Origin of the sequence: Xanthomonas euvesicatoria pv. euvesicatoria, assembly GCF_020880415.1 — a bacterium.
In the GTDB taxonomy this organism is placed as follows: domain Bacteria; phylum Pseudomonadota; class Gammaproteobacteria; order Xanthomonadales; family Xanthomonadaceae; genus Xanthomonas; species Xanthomonas euvesicatoria.
Genome location: NZ_JAJIUJ010000029.1, coordinates 22,828 through 41,440, shown reverse-complemented (window position 1 = coordinate 41,440; position 18,613 = coordinate 22,828). Strand labels below are relative to the sequence as shown.

Annotated in this window: 19 protein-coding genes; 10 read left to right on the top strand and 9 right to left on the bottom strand. The window is 58.2% G+C overall.

Features of this window, described 5'->3' with window-relative positions:
- Window positions 1-649: 649 nt before the first annotated feature.
- From LN450_RS04685 to LN450_RS04640, 10 genes are all read left to right on the top strand, one after another.
- Window positions 650-1,117 (top strand): JAB domain-containing protein, encoded by a 468-nt coding sequence (locus tag LN450_RS04685; protein WP_228892671.1) that lies wholly within the window; start codon window positions 650-652, stop codon window positions 1,115-1,117.
- Between the two features lie 1,004 nt (window positions 1,118-2,121).
- Entirely contained in the window at window positions 2,122-2,409 is a 288-nt protein-coding gene (locus LN450_RS04680) for a hypothetical protein (protein WP_209271263.1), read from the top strand.
- Window positions 2,390-2,584 (top strand): hypothetical protein, encoded by a 195-nt coding sequence (locus LN450_RS04675; protein WP_228892668.1) that lies wholly within the window; start codon window positions 2,390-2,392, stop codon window positions 2,582-2,584. Before LN450_RS04680 ends, LN450_RS04675 begins: the two co-directional genes overlap by 20 nt.
- A complete protein-coding gene (locus LN450_RS04670) occupies window positions 2,581-3,354 on the top strand; it encodes a ParA family protein (RefSeq protein ID WP_228892666.1) in 774 nt (257 codons plus the stop codon). The genes LN450_RS04675 and LN450_RS04670 overlap by 4 nt, the downstream gene beginning before the upstream one ends.
- Window positions 3,351-4,454 (top strand): ParB/RepB/Spo0J family partition protein, encoded by a 1,104-nt coding sequence (locus LN450_RS04665; protein WP_228892665.1) that lies wholly within the window; start codon window positions 3,351-3,353, stop codon window positions 4,452-4,454. The genes LN450_RS04670 and LN450_RS04665 overlap by 4 nt, the downstream gene beginning before the upstream one ends.
- A 384-nt stretch (window positions 4,455-4,838) precedes the next feature.
- The gene (locus tag LN450_RS04660) at window positions 4,839-5,297 is read left to right on the top strand and encodes a hypothetical protein (protein ID WP_144422781.1); all 459 of its coding nucleotides are present in this window, start codon (window positions 4,839-4,841) and stop codon (window positions 5,295-5,297) included.
- 1 nt (window position 5,298) lies between these two features.
- On the top strand, window positions 5,299-6,339 hold the full coding sequence (locus LN450_RS04655) for a relaxase/mobilization nuclease domain-containing protein (protein WP_144422782.1): 1,041 nt from the start codon (window positions 5,299-5,301) through the stop codon (window positions 6,337-6,339).
- Between the two features lie 79 nt (window positions 6,340-6,418).
- Window positions 6,419-6,931 (top strand): hypothetical protein, encoded by a 513-nt coding sequence (locus tag LN450_RS04650; protein WP_144422783.1) that lies wholly within the window; start codon window positions 6,419-6,421, stop codon window positions 6,929-6,931.
- Window positions 6,932-7,343: 412 nt separating this feature from the next.
- Window positions 7,344-7,649: a hypothetical protein gene (locus tag LN450_RS04645; RefSeq protein WP_144422784.1), complete on the top strand. Its 306-nt coding sequence runs from the start codon at window positions 7,344-7,346 to the stop codon at window positions 7,647-7,649.
- 107 nt (window positions 7,650-7,756) lie between these two features.
- On the top strand, window positions 7,757-7,975 hold the full coding sequence (locus LN450_RS04640; RefSeq protein WP_228892663.1) for a hypothetical protein: 219 nt from the start codon (window positions 7,757-7,759) through the stop codon (window positions 7,973-7,975).
- 1,131 nt (window positions 7,976-9,106) lie between these two features.
- On the opposite strand, the gene LN450_RS04635 is transcribed toward LN450_RS04640, so the two are convergent.
- From LN450_RS04635 to LN450_RS04595, 9 genes are all read right to left on the bottom strand, one after another.
- Complete coding sequence (locus LN450_RS04635; RefSeq protein WP_228892660.1) at window positions 9,107-10,213, bottom strand: zeta toxin family protein; 1,107 nt, start codon at window positions 10,211-10,213, stop codon at window positions 9,107-9,109.
- Window positions 10,201-10,434 (bottom strand): hypothetical protein, encoded by a 234-nt coding sequence (locus tag LN450_RS04630; protein WP_209271208.1) that lies wholly within the window; start codon window positions 10,432-10,434, stop codon window positions 10,201-10,203. Before LN450_RS04630 ends, LN450_RS04635 begins: the two co-directional genes overlap by 13 nt.
- Before the next feature lie 58 nt (window positions 10,435-10,492).
- Complete coding sequence (locus LN450_RS04625; RefSeq protein WP_228892658.1) at window positions 10,493-11,779, bottom strand: LPD7 domain-containing protein; 1,287 nt, start codon at window positions 11,777-11,779, stop codon at window positions 10,493-10,495.
- Window positions 11,780-11,848: 69 nt separating this feature from the next.
- Window positions 11,849-12,523, bottom strand: a complete 675-nt coding sequence (locus tag LN450_RS04620; protein WP_144422462.1) for an LPD7 domain-containing protein — start codon at window positions 12,521-12,523, stop codon at window positions 11,849-11,851.
- A gap of 139 nt (window positions 12,524-12,662) precedes the next feature.
- The gene (locus LN450_RS04615) at window positions 12,663-14,606 is read right to left on the bottom strand and encodes a type IV secretory system conjugative DNA transfer family protein (RefSeq protein WP_186008797.1); all 1,944 of its coding nucleotides are present in this window, start codon (window positions 14,604-14,606) and stop codon (window positions 12,663-12,665) included.
- Window positions 14,603-15,658: a P-type DNA transfer ATPase VirB11 gene (gene virB11, locus LN450_RS04610; protein ID WP_228892656.1), complete on the bottom strand. Its 1,056-nt coding sequence runs from the start codon at window positions 15,656-15,658 to the stop codon at window positions 14,603-14,605. The genes LN450_RS04615 and virB11 overlap by 4 nt, the downstream gene beginning before the upstream one ends.
- Window positions 15,655-16,947: a TrbI/VirB10 family protein gene (locus LN450_RS04605; protein ID WP_228892654.1), complete on the bottom strand. Its 1,293-nt coding sequence runs from the start codon at window positions 16,945-16,947 to the stop codon at window positions 15,655-15,657. Before LN450_RS04605 ends, virB11 begins: the two co-directional genes overlap by 4 nt.
- On the bottom strand, window positions 16,944-17,786 hold the full coding sequence (locus LN450_RS04600; RefSeq protein ID WP_228892652.1) for a TrbG/VirB9 family P-type conjugative transfer protein: 843 nt from the start codon (window positions 17,784-17,786) through the stop codon (window positions 16,944-16,946). Before LN450_RS04600 ends, LN450_RS04605 begins: the two co-directional genes overlap by 4 nt.
- On the bottom strand, window positions 17,783-18,535 hold the full coding sequence (locus tag LN450_RS04595; RefSeq protein WP_228892650.1) for a VirB8 family type IV secretion system protein: 753 nt from the start codon (window positions 18,533-18,535) through the stop codon (window positions 17,783-17,785). Before LN450_RS04595 ends, LN450_RS04600 begins: the two co-directional genes overlap by 4 nt.
- Window positions 18,536-18,613: the final 78 nt, after the last annotated feature.

Sequence of the window (18,613 nt, the reverse complement as noted above, 5' to 3'; positions counted from 1 at the left end):
CGCCGGCAGATCCATACCGCTGCCGCCTCGCGTGGCCAGCGCCTGGCGCTGGCCGCTCTCGGGCGCCAGCAGCTGCACCGGCGCCGGCCGTGCGGCCGCTGCCTGCAGGCGCTGCACCAGGTCGACGCTGTCGCCGGCAGATCCATCCCGCTTCCGCCTCGCGTGCCCGGGCCGTGCGCAGGCCACTCTCGGGCGCCAGCAGCTGCAACGGCGCCGGCCGTGCTGCCGCCGCCTGCAGAGGAGCTGCGCTAGGTCGCCGCTGTTGCCGGCAGATCCAGGTCGCTGCCGCCTCACTGTTGAGGGCTCCACGTGGAGCATTCCGTTAAGTTGAAGTGATTAAAGCTGCCAACAGCCATTGATCAACTTCGGTGCCGGCGATGCCGGCACCTGCGCGGACGCGACGCCGCGTCCTTGCTGTCTTCGTCAGCGCGCTATCGCGTCAAGGACCGCTGTGGCGACCCGTGTCCTCGCCTTCGGCTGCGGGCCGCGCCAGTCGCCACAGCTGAGGCGCGGTGCGCCTCTCCTTGACCCCGCACGCCGACTGCGACGGCAGGTTGCTCATGCAGGTGCGCGCGGCACACCTGCCTGGTGAACAGGCAGCAAGCCAGAACAAAGCCCTGACTCACCCAATATGAGGACAATTTAGAGCATGAACACTGAGACCGCCTATCGCATCACCGCTGAAGATCAAGCCATCCTAGATGCGGCGGCTGAAATCCAGAGGAAGCGTCTGGTCCGTAAGGGTGCTTTCCAAGCCCCAAAGGATGCGATTGCCTATCTGAGTGCCTATTGCGGTCATCTTGAACACGAAATATTTGGTTTGGTTCACTTGGATATAGCCCACGAAATCATTGCCATTGAGACGGTTTTTCGTGGCGACATTGACCAAGCAAGCATCTTCCCGCGTCAGATCGTCAAGTCAGTACTTTCGCACAATGCAGTCGCCGTCGTGTTGTTCCACAACCACCCTAGCGGTCGCTGCACTCCCTCGCCTGAAGACATCGCGATTACGAAGAGGATCCGTGATGCATTGCATTTGATCGATGGCCGCGTTTTGGACCATCTGATCATCGGAGGCCTCAATGGCTATTCAATGACTGAGCACGGCGACCTATGACGCGAGGCACAGGGTGCCGCGCGGAATTTGCACCCCCTGCGTGTCTGCATTGCAAATGCAGGCACGTTCACCTCGGGTAGGCTGCGCGGAATTTGCACCCCCTAGCTTGAGTGGGGAATTTCCCGACAGACAGTTCGCCTCGTTTTGCGCATGGAATTCGCACCGCTAACTGCAGCCCCTTAGGCCGCGCGGAATTTGCACCCCCCAACGATCCGCGCGGAATGTGCACCCCACACATCAAGCCTTGCGCTGCGCGGAATCTGCACCTCTGTTCCCCCGCTAGCGCACTTCCCAGCACGGCTAGGCAAGCCGTAGCGGCGCGCGCGGAATCTGCACCCTTTGTTGATGCTAAAGCCTGAGTGCCCCGCCTTGTGCACAAGCCTGTGGTGTTCCTGTGTTATCCACGCGGAATCCGCACTAGCAGTTGCGCGGAATTTGCACGGCATATGCGCGGAATTTGCACCGTTTTTCACGCGTATTTTGCACCCCCCTAAACCGGTAGTTGCTCCGCTTGTTCTGCAAATTAGCTTTGCCGGTAGAGATCGCGGTTTTCTGTGGATATCACGCGGCGTTAGGGAACCGCCGCCTACCTCCCCCATCCATGGGGGCACCCCTCCGCTACGCTGCGGCCTTGCACGGGCATCCATGCCCGCACAGAAGCATAAGGAGTCGGCATTCTGCCGACGCTTTATCAGCTGCTACACCTGCACTGATATCGGAGGGCGGTCTAAGCGGCGCAACGATCAAGGAGCGATCGTCGCCCTCGCGCTGCGCGCGACCCTACGGGCGCTAAGACCCGGATAAAGAGCCGAGCAAGAACGCTCGGCTCAACCGGGTTTGTGTGCAAACCGCCCTGCACTAGATAGGTGAGTCACCGCATTGGAGTCAGCAGGAGTTGGTGGCAGCAGATGATGGCAATATGGCAAGCTGGCTTGACAGCAGGCCACCAACGGGCGAAAATCCACTGTCGCACTAGTGCGACGCTAACTTACAAAGGGGCAAAAATGGGATTGTGGATTGCCTGGTATGAGGGGCCGGATCGGCACATTGAGGCGGCAGTCGAACGTTCGCTTGCAGTGCTTACAGAAGCGGGGTTCACACCGGAAGAGGCTCAGAACGCCGCGATGGAGGCGGCAGATCTAAATTCAGACTTTGACGAGGCAACGCCCAACTCTGACCAGGTCGTTGCTTGGTTCCAAGCGGAAATGGCGGGGATGGAAATTCTCAACGAGCTTGATGGCGGTACATGGCCAAACGGAGTCGCACTGATCTATGTCCAACAAGGAGATTAAACCCGCTGGCGACATCGCCAAATTCACGTCGAGGATGCCCCACGAACTGTGGCGCGCACTGATGATTCACGGCGTCGACACCAAATTATCTTTCCAGGAGGTGCTGACAAGGGCCGGTTACGAGTATGCCGAGAAGCACGGGTTGCTGGTCCAAAAGACCACGGAGGGCAAATGAAAAGCATCGCCGTCGTGAATCAGAAAGGTGGCGTCGGTAAGACGACGATCGCAACCCATCTGGCTTGGTACTGCGCCGAGCAAAAAGGCGAAAGCGTCCTGGTCTGTGACTTAGATCCGCAGGGAAATGCGACCTCAACTTTGGCAGGCCGCCAGATCGAGGGCGTTACCACTTCGCAATTGTTCGGGGCCGACTTCGATCCGACCACTGTCAAAGTTACTGCCGCGCCGGGGAAAGTGCAGCTGCTGTCAGCTGACCGGCGTTTAGTCGAGATCGACAAAGAGCCCACATCGAGCCTGATGCGCTTCGTGAAGGCACTAAATCTGCTGGGCGAGTCCTTTGATCGGATCGTTGTCGATGTTGGTCCAAGTCTCGGCAACAGGATGCACGCAGCTTTGTTTGCGTGTGAGTGCCTAGTCTGCCCGATTGAGCCAGAGACGTACGCGCTTGAAGGTGTCGTTAGCATGATGCAAACGCACCGCCAGATCGCTCAAGTGAAAGGTAGGCACGGACTGCCACTGCACTTCTTGGGCATCCTAGTCATGAAGGTGAATCGAACGTACCCCCGTCACCGGGAGACCTTGACGCGTTTGCTGCACGATCACGGCGAAAGAATTCTTCCCGTCTATTCCCCGATGCGCTCTGCAGTCGGTGAAGCACAAGCCGCACGCAAGCCGGTTTGGGATTTGGGCAGCGCATCAGCTCGTGAGGCTGGAAAAGAAATGGCCCAGATTTGCGAATACTTACACAACAAAATGGCGGCCGCATGAAGAAGCAAAAACCCGACTATTTAGGCCTGGAGTCGGCGTTGGCCGGCCTTTCAGAAAGTTCAAACCTGATCGACTTGCCGATAGGGCAAACCACTGGTGAGGGTGTTTCGCTACTTCCGGTCAGCGTTGTGCATCCCGACCCTGACCAGCCACGTAAGGAATTTGATCCGCAAGCCATTACGGAACTGGCTGACAGCATCAAAGCACAGGGCCTTTTGCAGCCCATCGTCGTTCGCCCTCACCCGAGCCGTCCAGGTGAATGGATGATCGTAATGGGTGAGCGTCGTTGGCAAGCTCACAAGGAAGCGAAGCTTTCAGAGATTCGCGCCATTCAAACAGACACCGCTGCTGGGTCCAATCTGTTGGTAAAGCAGATGGTCGAGAACGTGCAGCGCTCTGATTTGACGCAGGCCGACCTAGTCGCTGGCTATGCGCGTCTCGCAGACGAACACAACATGTCTGCAACACAGATCGCTGAGCATGTGGGCCGCTCCAAGCAGGTTATCGGCGACTACTTGGCGGTACGCAAGATGGATCCTGCTTACCTCGATGCACTCAAGCGTGGCGTAGTCGCCGGGATTACAACGTTAGTTGAGCTATGGCGTGCACGCGAGCAGCTGGGGGAAGCAGCTGGTAACCTGCTTGCCGAAGCAACTCCGGAAAGCCAGATCACGCGCAGCAGAGTGCGTAGGCTGGTGGCCGGAGATCGCAGTGAATCACCATCCAGTACTCCGCCGGTTTTGCAGGGCTCCGCCGTCCTGTCCACCATGTCTGCTGATGACGGCACCCAAAAGCCCGCAAGCGACCACGGTGATGGAGCTGACAAGGACACCCTGCACGCTACATCCCACCCAGTTAAGCCTGCCGCGCCGCAATCAGGCAAAACCGAAGGTGGCACGCAGCGTCCAGCCAGATCCCCTACTCCGTCCACACCTCCGGTGCGCGTCGTGGTCGGTGACCTCAATACCGGCGATGAGCTCGGTTTGCTAGAGCTGACAGAGAGCAAGAATCCGGGCCATGCCCTGGTCCGCCTGGGTGATGGGGGTTTGGTTGCTTACCCCATCAATTCCTTGCGGTTGCTTCGCCTTGAAGTTGGGTGACCTTCGCTCGCTATTCACCCCTAAAACGGCGGCCGAAAGGTCGCCTTTTTTTTGGGCGCTGAAGGGGATTTTTCACCGCCCCGCATTGACCCAACCATCGCGGCAGACGAGCCGCCGCGCGCAATCCACCCCTGCTCAACGATTTCACCGTGCAATGCACGGCAGAAGCCAAACCGAAAGCCAAGGCACTAAAAGTACTGCGGCAGTACTTTTAGCGAGGGGAGGGGGAACTAGGGCAGGATATTGTTTCGTGTAGCAACGTGGTATCACTTCGGCTAAACTAGCCTTGTGAACACCCCGTCGCCCCCTCAACACTCCCCCCCCCTCGCACGGCAATCGCGTCAGACACGCATGCCGCCGGATCTATGGAGAAAGCTTGACGCCTTGGCCCAGTCCCAGGGCCTGTCGACGAATGCCTTGCTCTGCGCTGCAGCAGAGCGCTTAACCGGCACCGTTGCGCAGCCAGACACATCGCAGACGGGAGATAATTCGGCTGCGCTCAAGTCGGTGCATTTCCGTGTCCGTGAAGCCGATAGGCCCGAGTTAAAAGCCCACGCCGCAGCAATGGGGTATTCGGTGACGGCTTGGATTACTGCTCTTATTCGTTCTAAGACGAGAAAGGCACCGGTTTTTGCTCGGGCTGAGGTGGAGGCGTTAATGGAGAGTACGAAGGCATTGGGAGCAGTGGGCCGCAATCTAAATACCGTCGTCCATCGCTTGAATCGGGAAGGACGCTGGTACGGAAATGTCGACTTGTATGTTGAGCTACTGGCTGAGGTGAAGCGGCTACGGGTTCGCGTTGAGACCGTCATAGCGTCAGCATTGGATCGTGCCGAGGACTGATGTGAGCGATAAGAAACCTAATGACCAATTGCGAATCGGCCCGGGACAGGCGCGCCGTGGGCGCGCATCGAAACTCCCGAGCTTTGGCGGCGGGCCGAAAAAGAAGCCCATCTCGCACGATGGAGTTATGCGCGTTGCGCGCAGGGCGCCTGAGGTTGTGGTCGCAGTAACAGGGAAGACACAGGGGCTCCGTCATCTTTCCGAGCACTTGGCGTATACCCATCGCAACGGCAAGCTAGAAGGTGAAACCAGCGACGGCTCGCTGGTGATTGGTGCGGAAGAGGTTCGCGCTTTAGCCAAGGAGTGGTTTGCCCGCCGGGAGGCTGGCCCCGGCGGGCGCCAGAACAACGCAAAAGACACCGTCAATGTCGTTTTCTCAATGCCGGAGGGCACGCCGCGAGTTGCGGTAACGGACGCGACAAGAGTTGCAACGAAGCGCCTGTTTGGTGATCGCTTCGACTATGTAATGGTCACTCACACCGATACGCCTAGCCCCCACGTACATGTCACTGTGCTTGCACGCGGTTACAACGGTGAGCGACTGAATCCCGGGCCTGACGATTTGCAGTCGTGGCGCGAAGCGTTTGCCCAGGCTCTCAGAGAGCAGGCTGTGGAGGCTGAGGCAACGAGTCGGCAGATGCGTGGGGTTGTCACGAAATCGGTCAAGAATTCCATCTACCACATACAAAGACGCGGAGCAGAATCAACGATTCGCGTCGAAGAACTGCGTGAGGCAATTGCGGTGGTGACGGGTCAGGTGGCGGCTGGTGAGCGCCCATGGGAGGGCGCAACCAGGAAGCGTCAGCAGAGCACTCGTTTGAGCTGGTTAGACTATGCTGCCGCGCTAGACACTGTCGGTGACCCGGGGAGCGTTGCCGATGCTGCTGCCATTCGCGCGTTTGTGGCGCAAATGCCACAACCAGTGACCCGGAGAGAGAGGGTTGAAGCGGCCGTTCGTGTGCAATTCGCTCCCCGCAACGATGGTGCCGAGGTGCAAACGAACGGGCGTGAGCAAGGGCGGCCTGATCTGGAGCGTGAGTAGTGCTGTGGGAACGGTTGCTCTCTTCGCAACGCTGTAGCGCGCGGCGCACGCGTCGTTGTATGCCCTCCTGGGGAATGTTTTGAAGGCCAAGGTTTCGTTCGCGGCAAGCGAAAAAATGCTTGCTCGTGCTTTTTCCCAGCTCTTCTCTTTCGCTCTGGCTGTCCCCGCAGCCAGGAAAAACGTTGAGGTGGCATACACCTTTAGCTACCTGCTGACTCCAAAACAGGTTGATGAGATCAACCGCGTTTGCCTAGCTCAGGGATGGCCGCAGGTAACCGTGCGCGGGATCGAAATCACCGTTGCGGCAATTCATCACGTCTGCGATTCGAGAAGCACCAAGGACGCTTTGACCAATGAGCAGATCCTCGAAATCATAACCAAAGCCTACAGCCCTAGAAGCACCATCCGTACCAATAGAAACCACGATCAGCAGTCGCTGATTTTCAACACGCATCAAAAATTGAAGGTGGGGGAGGGTATGTACCACGGCCTGGCTGTGCTCCAGCTGCTGAACGCTGGGCCCATAACGTACTTGGCCCCGGTTACGTGTTATCACGCGACCGAGGCCAAGATTCGAGCTATTAACAAATAAGCGAATAGCTAAGTGTGTGACTACGAGGAAGGACGGCCTCACTAGCAAGTTTCCACACTCAAGTGAACAACTTATGCGCTAGCAATTTCCCTTCATATGACCATCTAGATGGCCTTCGCAGCTCCGCCGACAAATTTTCTGCTGTCTGCGTAGTCAACAGAGACATTCTAGGTGCTGGGATAAGTAGTTGCAACCGTTGGTACGTCTATGGTTCATGTGCTCACTCTCGCCTTCGCGGACCTGCTGCAGAGCCTAGCTTTTCGCCGCCAGTGCCCCCTGCAAGTGACCTGGTCGTCTCAGACGTGCCTACCGTACATGTGCTGTGGAGCGGTGAACGAGCAGTCCGATGTTTGCTTGCAATCCTCTTATTGCATCCTTATAGTCACCTTATCGCATTTAAGGAGTGCCCACCGTGCCTGTAAGTAATCAGCAGTTGGATGTTTTCATCGATACTTCTATCAACCGTCTGTCTGGCGAGAGTGCACCTATGCGCGGCAGATACATCGTGGATCTACGGTCTTTCCAGCAAAGAATCACCCAGAAACTCGTTGACGAATGTATCGCAGCCTGCCGTGCGCGCGGACTCAGCGCGGAGCGTGATGGCGATTCACTGTTCATTTCTGTGGACCTGGCGCGCTGCGTCATGAATGAGCGTCAGTCGCTGAACTACACCAATGCGCTCAACCACACCCGTATTGTTCATGGGAACACGATGTGAGGCTACGAGGCAGGATCGGCCAAGACGCTGGCTGGTCTGGCGGCGGTGGCCACCGTTACCACCATCTTGCACTGTTGCACTGAACTCACTTCATAGGAGCAGAGACCATGACCCGGGAATTCCGCAAAGACAGCACGATCGTTTCATCGGGACGTCAGGCATCGCCCATCTTCAAGACGGTTGGCGAGTTGAAGGCGCTACTGCAGGACTTACCAGACGAAGCTGCTATTGAAATCGACAAGCTTCCGATCGGTACGCAGAGTCGTGGATTGGTGCTGATCCCTGAACCGGCCGCTGAGGTGGTCACAATCTGTGAATCAACCTGAAGGCAGACCCCGCAACACCTAGGGAAGTACCTCTTCATGATGCTCGATAATGCGTCGCACATTGCGACCGGAATGATTGTAGTGATGGTGTTGGGCTTGCTCCTTGCAAGGCGCAAGGGGCTGATTAGCGGTGATCAGTGCTATGTGTACTCGCTGCTTTCTATGGCGGGTTTGAGCGGGTTCGTTGTCTATTTGCGCTTGTTCTTCAGTTGAACTTTGCATTGCACCTGCCCGGCTTGCCGCGTACCCCAAGCCCGCCCGCTCTGTGGGTGCCGGCGCATCAACACCACCGCACGCAATTCCTCAGACACCGGGGGCCTGTTGCGATCGAACCGGCAGCGCCACCTGCAAGCGTTCTTGTCGACCTGGTGCTGCACTCATGCGCCGGCATGCCATGGTGGCCAACCGCAGGCCGCGCGCGGCCGAACGGGGCGGGGTAGGGCACCTGGTGTGGATCACCGCTGGCGGCGGCGTCTGCAGGCGGCCTGGTCGCTTCTGGTGCGGGTCTGCTGCGCTGGCACAGCACGGTGGCCAGCTGCAGGCCGCGTGCGGCCGAACGGAGCGCGTGCGGCACCTGGTGTGGATCACCGCCGGCGGCGTCTGCAGGCGGCCTGGTCGCCCTCTGATGCGGGTCTGCTGCGCCGGCATGCCACGGTGGCCAGCTGCAGGCCGCGTGCGGCCGAACGGGGCGGGGTAGGGCCCCTGGTGTGGATCACCGCCGGCGGCGGCGTCTGCAGGCGGCCTGGTCGCCCTCTGGTGCGGGTCTGCTGCGCCGGCATGCCACGGTGGCCAGCTGCAGGCCGCGTGCGGCCGAACGGAGCATAGGGCACCTGGTGTGGATCACTGCCAGCGGCGGCGTCTGCAGGCGGCCTGGTCGCTTCTGGTGCGGGTCTGCTGCGCTGGCACAGCACGGTGGCCAGCTGCAGGCCGCGTGCGGCCGAACGGGGCGTATAGGGCACCTGGTGTGGATCACCGCCGGCGGCGGCGTCTGCAGGCGGCCTGGTCGCCCTCTGATGCGGGTCTGCTGCGCCGGCATGCCACGGTGGCCAGCTGCAGGCCGCGTGCTCGGTCCTGGAGCTAGATGCGAGAGCAAAAAAAAGCCCCGCTGTGCGGGGCTAGGTAGAACTGCGTTTATCTCTCCACTTCAGCAGCAGCTCGCTCGATCTCAAGGCTGCGCTGCTCTCGAATCTCGGGCGCACGGATCGGAATGGCTTCGACTAGAGCTCGATGTATCCGAGCTTCACCAGCCGCCGCAATCTCCGGTGCGCTCTGTTCCTTTGCCAGAAGGGCGGTAACGCGCTGCACGACGAATGCGTTTGTGAGCTCGGGATGGGTGACGACAGCTGCTGTGTTCCCTGCATCGAATAGGCGCCCCAGCTCTTCACCGTAATCAGCTGCAAGCTCGATACTTGTATGACGGTGTTCTGGATGCTTGTCATCAAAGCTAGCGGCGAGGTTCGGATCTTGCCGGACCTGGTAGTGCGCCTGTTGCCGGAGACGCTGAGCGGTGGAGGACAACTCCTCGCCCAGGCGCTCGTACGCCTCTGCAGTTTCCTCGAATGAAGCAGCCAGCTGAACTTTGTCAAAGCCACTCAGCCGTTCGCGTTCACGGCTGAAAATGTCAGACGCCGACAGTTCGCCAGACGAATTTTCAACAGCGTTGCCGGCTCGGTCGTAGACACCGATCTTGTCGGCAACACCATTGGCTTCAATGCGACGCAACTGCTTCAGCACACCAACTGCCTCGCTCGTATGCTCTCTGTCCGTCGCAGGCACGCGGCCCGCATCGGCCAGGCCGCGTTGCAACGTCTGTGCGGCAGCTAGCTGAGGATTGACAGCCAAGGCCGCAACCTCAACTCGATAGCCGGCCCTGCGGGCTGCAGCGATCACAGATAGCGAACCATCATCAAGGGTAGGGGCGGGGGCAAAAACGACGCTGCGCTTGTCCTCAATGGCAAGCGCAGCGACATCCGAAGCAAGATTGTTCGCCTGGCGCTCGTCCAAAGCGAGCCCATAGCCGTTGGCGACCCGCTCCATATCACTTGAGCCGACGACTACGGCTCCACCGGCTGACATCTGCTTCTCGGCAAGATCGGACTGCACGACTTCGCGAGGCGTACCGGTCTGGCCGAGCACAACCGTGAGGGTAGGGCGGTCAGACTGCTCCGTGAACTGGCTGAGCGCGTCGTATGTGAAACGCGAGATATTGTCGCGATCAAGTTGTGTCAGCGATTGCATAGCTGTAACCCCCCCTGCGTGAGCACCGCTCTGGCCTCGGCGTCAGTGAGATCCGAGTGGGTGGCTAAGGCCTCGCGCGCCGCGAGGGCCGCAGCTCCGGTGCCGGCGTCCTGGTTAGCCGCATAAGCAGCTCCGAGTTGATTCAGCAGTTGACCGCGGAGTACGGCCTTGGCCAGGCCGTGAGAAACGGGGAGCTCGATCTGCGTGTTGTTCGTGGTCATGTCCATGTCTCCAGTTGGGTTCAGGCGGAGTTTGTTTCTCTCCGCCTGAATCGCGATGTCATCGTTCCGGTTGCTCGACTTGCTGCTGCTTACTCTGCTGCGGCGCACGATCGCGCACCTCAACCTCGGGAAGCTTCTCGCCTCGCTCCAACCTGATAGCCATCTGCTCGCGGAACTGTCCCATCAGAACTTTGGCGCCGTCGTTGTTTTTGCCAAGTGCAGTGACAAGGGTCTTTTCAAAAGCTGCTTCCAGCGCGAATGCTGTCGCAAGCTGCGGGAACTGTTTTGCAGCTTTGCCGCGAGCCGCAGCCGTCACTGGTTCTAGGTAGGCCGTCCGGACAGGTGCTACACGATCGGTAGCGACTTGGCCGGCGGCATCACGTGCAGCGACTGCGGTGATCTTGTTTTCTTTGCCGTTGAGCTTGAGATTCGCTGCGACAGCTGCCTTTTCCTCTGGCGAGGGCTCATAGCCGTCGACCTGCAGGCCACGGCTAGCGGCCTTTATGTAAGCCCCTGACTTGAACTGGTCAGTGCCAAAAACCCTGATTGACGACCAGCCACGTGCTTCAGCCGTATCGAGCATTGCATCGATCGTCTCCTGCTCTACGTTGGCTGGAGCCTTGAGCTCATTGCCCTTGTCCACGAAAACAACCGCGTCGGTGCGCTTGTCCAACACCTCATCGCCCTGAAAGCGATAGCGATTGATCAAGTGCGGTGGAAAGCGCAACGCAGCGACTGGCGCTGCGACGGAAGTAGCTTGCTCTGCAGCGGGCTTCTTCTTGGCGCCTGCAGCTGGCGGCTCCTCCTTCGCCTCGCCCGTGACTGGCGTCTCCAGATCGACCAGCTCGGCAAGCTTCTCGACAGCCACGTTTCCCGCGATCCCATTCAACAGGATCTCAACCGGATCGTTTTTTCCCTGTAGCTCGCTCTTACCTTTCTTTCGGCTAGCCGGCGCATCTTCCCTTGCGATGGTGAGATCAATGTCGACCTCCACAAGCATGGATTTAGCGGTGCCGTCAGTGCCAGCCGCGCGAACCAAATCTTGGTATTGCTCATACCCCTGCTTCAGCCAGGGATTTTTTTCAAACTGTGCTTCAAGCTTCTGCTGTTGCGCTTTGCCTTTTTCGATACCGCCTTCGGCTTCCTTCAACGCCGCGACCGCGCCCTTGACGCTTCCGTTACCGGTAGCTGCTTTGATGTTGAAACGCGCTTCCTTGATAGCCGCCTGAGCGCGTGCCACGACATCGGATGCAGACTTGCTCTGCTGAATTGCTTTAGCGAGCGTGCGGGTCTGCGGCTTTGACAGATTGGCAAGCGGATTGACGTAGCTGGTCTGCTGACTCATGGTTTTTCCCCTCAATGACGAAAGCCCGCAAGCGCGGGCATACGAAGATCGCTTAACGACATAGCGCGATTACTCGCGCTCGATTTCCTGCAGCTGGTGCTGAGAGCGCACCTGGATCTGGGGCATCGGCTCGCCGGTGTGGATGCGCCGAGCAATCTTGTCGTTGAGGGCCCCCAGCAGCTGCTCACGATCGGCTTCGTTAGGCGCGGCAGCCTTGACGGCTGCTTGGCCAACTGCTTGCGCAGCGAAGGCATCTTTGAGCTCTGGGTATTGCTTGATTGCGGCTTTCTGCTGCGCTGCAGTGCCAGCAGCCATGAAGGCCTGAACTTTCGGATCAACCATGGCCGCCTGGCGAGTGTTGCGTCGCTCAACTGCTTCGTGATCCTTCGCATTAGGCTGATAACCCGTGGCGGCGACGCCTCGCGTGGTAGCTTCCACGTAAGCCATGCTTTTGAAAACCGGGTTATTGCCGCGAATGTCCATCGAAGTCCAGCCACGCTCGACGGCTGTGTCGACCATTGCGCGCACAGTGAACGCATTGGCGCGTCCAAACATGAGCATGCGATCTTTGCGATCGACAAATTCGATCTTGTCTGGGAACTTGCTTGAGCGGTACGCGTTGCCATCCCGCAGATAGTTGTCTGCGTACTTTGAGGAAATCGGCAAATCGCCAGCCGGGGAAGACTGCCCGTCATTGCGAGCAATCTCGTTGTACACCTTCGTTGAAGCATTGTCGCTAGCCATAAAAACGACCTCCGTGGGCGTTGGTTCACCGTAGCCGAGCTGGCTGGCTCGACTACAACCGCCGGGACACTTCCCGACGCCGCCAAAATACCACGGCAGGTAGTGCTTGACAATTGCCGCTTATCTGTTGTTGTGCGCATCAGTCGAACATCTTGCTGAGCAGGTCGTTGGCATAAGCCTTTCGCTCTTCCGGTGTGCTCTCAGGCGGCGGCGGCGCTAGCAACTCGCCCCCAACCTTGAAGTCGCCGATGCTCATTTCGGCGAGCTTGCCCACATCATCCGCTGTGGGCGACCGAAATACCGGCGTTGCTTCAGGCTCTGGCTTCCATGGCAGTGGTGACGTGCCGAACTCACGCTCCGGCACACTCAGGGCGGGCACGACGATGGCGAGGTCGCCGTTGCGTCGCGCCGCTTTGTAATCGTCCTGAGACGGGAGCTTTCGCCCAAGCGCGGCGAGGGTAGGACTGATCGACTTCAGCCTGTCGACCATGAGCTTGTTCTCGAAGTACCGCAGCTTCTTGATGCGGACCGGAAGCATGCCCTGAGCGAAGATGATCAGATCCTCTTCTGGGAGCAGTTTCACCTCATCCGGAAGCATGAGAGGGCGAGCAGCCTCGCTGTGAGAAATGCTCTTACGCTCCATTTTTCGGCCTGACGTGCTGATGCTGTAGCTCGTCGTCTTGGGCAGCTCTTCGCTGATCCGCTTTGCTTCGGACATCGTCGCCGGCTGGAAAACAACCTTTGTCTTGTGGTTCTCTGAGAACGTTGCTGCGCGCGACTCCCCGTAAATGCCCTCAACCTGGCTCTGGCTCTGATAAATCGTGATGAGCTTGATGCCATAGCTGCGGTAATACGCGATAGGGTCGACAACAGCCGCGACATCGCCCAAAGAGCTGAACTCATCCATCATGAAAGCAAGCTGGTTTCGGTGCAGCGGGTCGAGCTTGAACTCCACCTCGGTGTTCTCCGCAGCGATCTGCTGGAAGAGCAGGGATAGGATCTTCCTCAACCGGCCCAGGTCGGGGCCGGGCGTAACGACGTACAGCGACACGGGTTGATTGCGAAATTCACGAGCATCAAAGTCATTGCCACCGGTGGCGGCCTGCAGCAGTGGGTCCTTGGTGATGACTTCAAGCCCGAGATTGAACTCACCTCTGACGGACTCTCTGAACTTGTCTGGTAGGTTAAAAAACTCGGCGAAACCGGTCACGATGCTGGCCGAGAACTCGCCCTCAGTGCCATGCTGCGCAGTGATCTTCTCCTTGATAGCTTTTTCGTCCATGGTCGCGCCAAATGTTGCAACCTTTGCAAGCGTTGGTTCCAGGCCGTTCTCAAGATGCCATAGCGCGATCGTGGTGAAGAGCCCGCGTGCGCCCGGCTTGAACGGTTCGCCCTTGTCTTCTTCTGGCGGCCAGAGCATCGCCGCGATGCGCTGCAATCCTTTGCCGCGCAAATCGGGATCAGGATTGACGTAGAAGAACGGATTCCAGCGGTGGGTGCGACGCTTTGCGTCGGAAGGATTGAAGACAAATACCTTATGGCCGCAAGCCTCGCGAAACCGCGAAGTCATGTCAAAGTTCTCACCCTTGATGTCATTGACAACGACTGAGCCATTCCAAGTGAGTAAATTCGGAATCACGATCGAAATGCCTTTACCGCCGCCGGTTGGCGCCTGGCCCTCAATGTGATGCTCTGGATGCGCGGTGATGATCTTGCCATTGAGCTCGCCGAGCACAATGCCATCACCGTTCACCATCTTCGCCTTCTTCAATTCCGCCATGGTCGCCCAACGGCCATCGCCGTGAAGCGTGGGCCGCTTCCGATAGAACAGCAGCGCACCTACGGCAGCGAGCGTCAACAAGGTGGGTATGCCGATTCCGACCAGGAACGGGAGACGAAGCTCTTTGATGAATCCGTACTCGCTGAGGTACTGGTACACGGTGTGCGGCATGACACGGAACGGCGGCTTTCCGCGCCACACGATGGCAGCGAACGCAACGCTGCCCAGATAGCTACTCATCACAGCAAGAAGCGGAACGCAGAGCGCTCCGGCAACAAGGCGCTTCTTAGAATCGGCGCTCATAGCACGAGGCCTCGCTTCTTGAATGGGTTGTAATAGATGCCCGTACAGCGACGGCCACCAGGCGTTTTCTTCACCTGAGCAGTGATGTCGATCGCACCGAAAAGGATGCTCTTCAAGTCCTCACGGGAAATAGTGGCGCCGGCGCCGCTCTCCTTGATAAGCAAAGTCAACTGATCGAAAACCCCCAACTCATCGCTGGCGTGCATAGACGTGATGCTGCCGGGATGACCGGACATAACGTTGCGGATGTAGTACCAGGCTTCCTCACCACGCAGCTCTGCGAGCAGGACACGGTTCGGGTACAGACGCAAGCATGCTTCCAGGAGGGATTTTGCTGTTGCGTTGCTAACACCCTGGCCGCCTCGGCTGTAGAACAAATGAACCTTGTTGGCGTGGTTGTTCAGCAGCACCTCCTGCGCATCCTCAATCGTTACCAAGCGCTCTTGGGTCGGGATCACGTTCGCGATGCTCTTCATGAAGGTGGTCTTGCCTGAGCCTGTAGCTCCACTCAGCACAATGTTCTGATGGTGATGGACAGCTGTCGTCCAAAACTCAGTGAACCGGCCATCACGCAACAAGCAAAGAAGCTCTCGCTCTTCTGCCAGCAGCTCAGGGTGGCTGATCGCCTCGTCGGACAGCTCGGCGGACAGCCTCGTATCAATGAAATAACCGGACGGCTCATAGCTTTCCAGCGGGAAGTCCGCCTTGCTCGGTTTACGGAAGACAAAGCACACAGTGTCAGCCGTGCACGCTGGAGGAAGTACTACCTGCACGCGCTCGCCTGTGGCCAATGTTGCCGACAGCACTGGCTCTCTCTCATCGACGTTCTGTGCCGTCGCGGTGGCGATCGTCTCGGCCAGCGATTTCAAACGCCTGTAATTCAGGCTAGGGACGGAGATCGTATTCCAGCCGCCTGGCGTTTCGACTAGCACCTCACCAGGCCGATTGATGACAACCTCTCCGTCCGCCTCTTCGAGGATACTGGCCAGGTCTCCCATCGCGGTGCGTACGCTACGCCAACGACTCTGATCCATAGCGTTCGGGTCGCTCATCGTGCAACTCCTAACGCAGGTTTTGGCTGAAACCCGTACACATTTCCGAAGTAAAGATCACGCGCAAGGCTGATGTTGACGATGGAGCCAACTTTTGCATCGAGAGTGGGTGGTATCCCGACAGAGTTCTGAACAATGATCGAGGCCGCCTCATTTGACGACTGCGCTGTAGAGCCGAAGTTGATGTTTGTTTGTTCGCTACTTGCGCCGCGTTGTTGTGCTACAGCGTAAGACGCTAGGTCGTCCACGACCGAAACGAGCATGGCGGCACCGAAGCGTTGCCAAAAATGGTTGTTCACCTTGCCGCCGATTCCGGCACGCCCTAACCCATCTGTAGCTGGGCTATCTATCTTGATCACCACGCCGTACGGGGTGCGCACCTTGGTCCAGATAACGAAGACGCGTGTTGCACCCGCCTTGAGCTGGCCTGTCTCATAGACACCCGTAACCTCCGAACCCGCTTCCCACAGCACAAAGCGACCATTCGCCGAATACACGGGAGCCGTCAGAACGCAAGACGCGCTACCGGAGAGCTGGGAGTTGAATGCCTTGCGCAACCCGCACCGAGCCATAGTGCCCTCGGGCATGGTGAAGTTCATATCCTCGATACGTGATGCCACCGCAGGCTCGAAGTCGTCCGCCTTGAGTTGGCTACTAAGAGACTGCTTTTTCTCACCCGATGCGCCTGCAGGTTGCGCCATGCTAGTGGCAGCTTGCATGGCCGAGTTCATCGCCTGCATGTAGGCCTCAGACTCGGAGAGGGGTGCTTGGTCCCCTGCCTGGCTAGTGCTGGCAGCGACGCCAGCGTCATCTGCTGACCATGCCAGTACCGGTGCACGCTGTCTGCGCGCTGCCAGGTCTGCCGCCGCCTGCTCCTCTGGACTAAGCGCCGGCTGGCCATCGGCGCCGACGCTGCCGGCAGCTACCTGTCCAGGCAGCGGTGCAAGCGTTGATGAAGAGCTGCCAGAAGCTGCACTTGAGCTTTCTGCTTCGTCCGCTGCATCGGCTGAGTTAGCAGCCGATGCAGCAGCCTCAATAGCTTCAGGGCGGAGGGAGGGGGGCAGGGGAGTAATCTTGCTCGGAAGCGCGGCCTCGTCCTTGGGGGCGGAAGCTTCCGCTGCCGCCTGGTCCTCTGCTGCAGTCTTTTGAACTTTCTTCAGCACCACAAACCCAATCCCGGCTAAGAACACCAGAACCACAATCAGCAGGAGCAGTAGCCGTAGCCGGCCTGATACCGGCGACTTTGCGTTGAGCGGAGGAACGCCTCGACTTCCTTCGACTTCAGTCATTGCTCACCCCGGCGCATAAATCGCTGAACACCATTCACTGTTGTCCCGTCGTCATTTGGAGCTGCATACGTGCCATACGCCCGATTGACGATGCACGACTCAGCTTCGCCTAGTGTCAGCTTGAAGCGCGGTGCCGTTTCAAAGAGAACCATCGTGCGGCCATCCATCCTGAAATTAGGGACGGCACTGCTTCCGTCCGGCATGACCGCCAGCGCAACTGGGAGGGGTTGTCCGTCTAGGAAACGGAGATAGGTAAACCTGCCGTCGTCCCACACTTCAGCCGGGTTGATGTGCGAGTTCTTGCGACAACCATCGAAATTGCGGTTGACCACGCTCGGTGGTTTTTCCATCGCGCTAACCGTCGTCGCGACAGCAGCATCTACCTTGGCTTGATCCCGCTTCAACTTGGGATCATTCTCATAAGTGAATATAACAAAAAGCTCCATTTCCTCTGGTTTTACCTTGTCGCGAGTGCGACTGTCGACAACAAATTGGTAAAGCCGCTTTGTGGTGATAATTGCGACGTTAGTACGTCCGTCAGGTTCCTTCGGCTTCAGGAACAAGTGGTTCTCACGAGGCATGAAATCCCAAGCAAGGCTGTCGCCGGCTGCAACGCTTGTAATCTTCTCGTCGGGAGCGAATTGAACGTGCGTCGAGTACCCGAACACCCCTTTGATTGTGACAATATCTAGGGGGTTATATTCAATTACCCTGATGCGAGGGTCGAACCGCGATTTCACCTCACGGGCGTTCTGATCGAGAGACACAGACGTACCAGCATGCGCAAACGGCGCGGCTGTCAGGAGAAGGGCCATTGCAGCGCTCACGCCATACTTCACTGCTGGCCTCCGGTGGCGGTCCGGGTCACTGGGGCAGCAATCGTCTCCTCATCGATCCGATAGTCCTGGATGACCATTCCGAGAGGGTTGATGCCGAGTGCCGCTACAGTCATCTTTCTGCGAACATACTCATAAGAAATGGTGGCAATGTAAAACGTCGGAGCAACTGACGCGCGGCTAGACCTAATCCGCTTTGTAAAACGGACCTGTGCAGCGCCCTTGCCAATAAATGACACATTGCGGATCTCGATATCAACAACGCCGCCACGGTATTTCGTGAGAGGGCTATTCGGATTCTCTGGGTTAATCTCGGTTTGATACTTCTTGAATTCATCAAGCCCTGAAAAGAGCTCGACTACGTTGTAGTTATGTTCGATGGTTGGCTCGCTGTACTCCTCTCGGGCGCGCGCATAAGTGCTCAGAAACCCAATGTCGACGGCATCGCCATATGTCAGGGTCGACTCTTCGACTTCATACAGCTGCCTATACTCACCATTGCGCGGGTCCACGCTAATCAGGTAGGGCTGCACCTCTTTCTTGGTTACCGCCAGATACGCCGCTGCTGAAACCCCAATTGCTCCGACAAGCATTCCGACCATGCCGACCAACAAGCCTGCCTTACGCTGCTTCCTGGCTGTCTCCATGGCATCTGCATCATAGCGAAGCGCTTCCTCGACCAGCTCCTTTGCAAAGGGGTCTAAAGCAGGTTCATTGAGCTGTTCTTTGTATTGTTCTTCAATGGTGCTCATTGGGGCTGCTCAAGTTCGGCGGTGAATTTATCGGGTAGTAGCGCGAAGCACATGCGCATAGAGAGACGCACATCAATA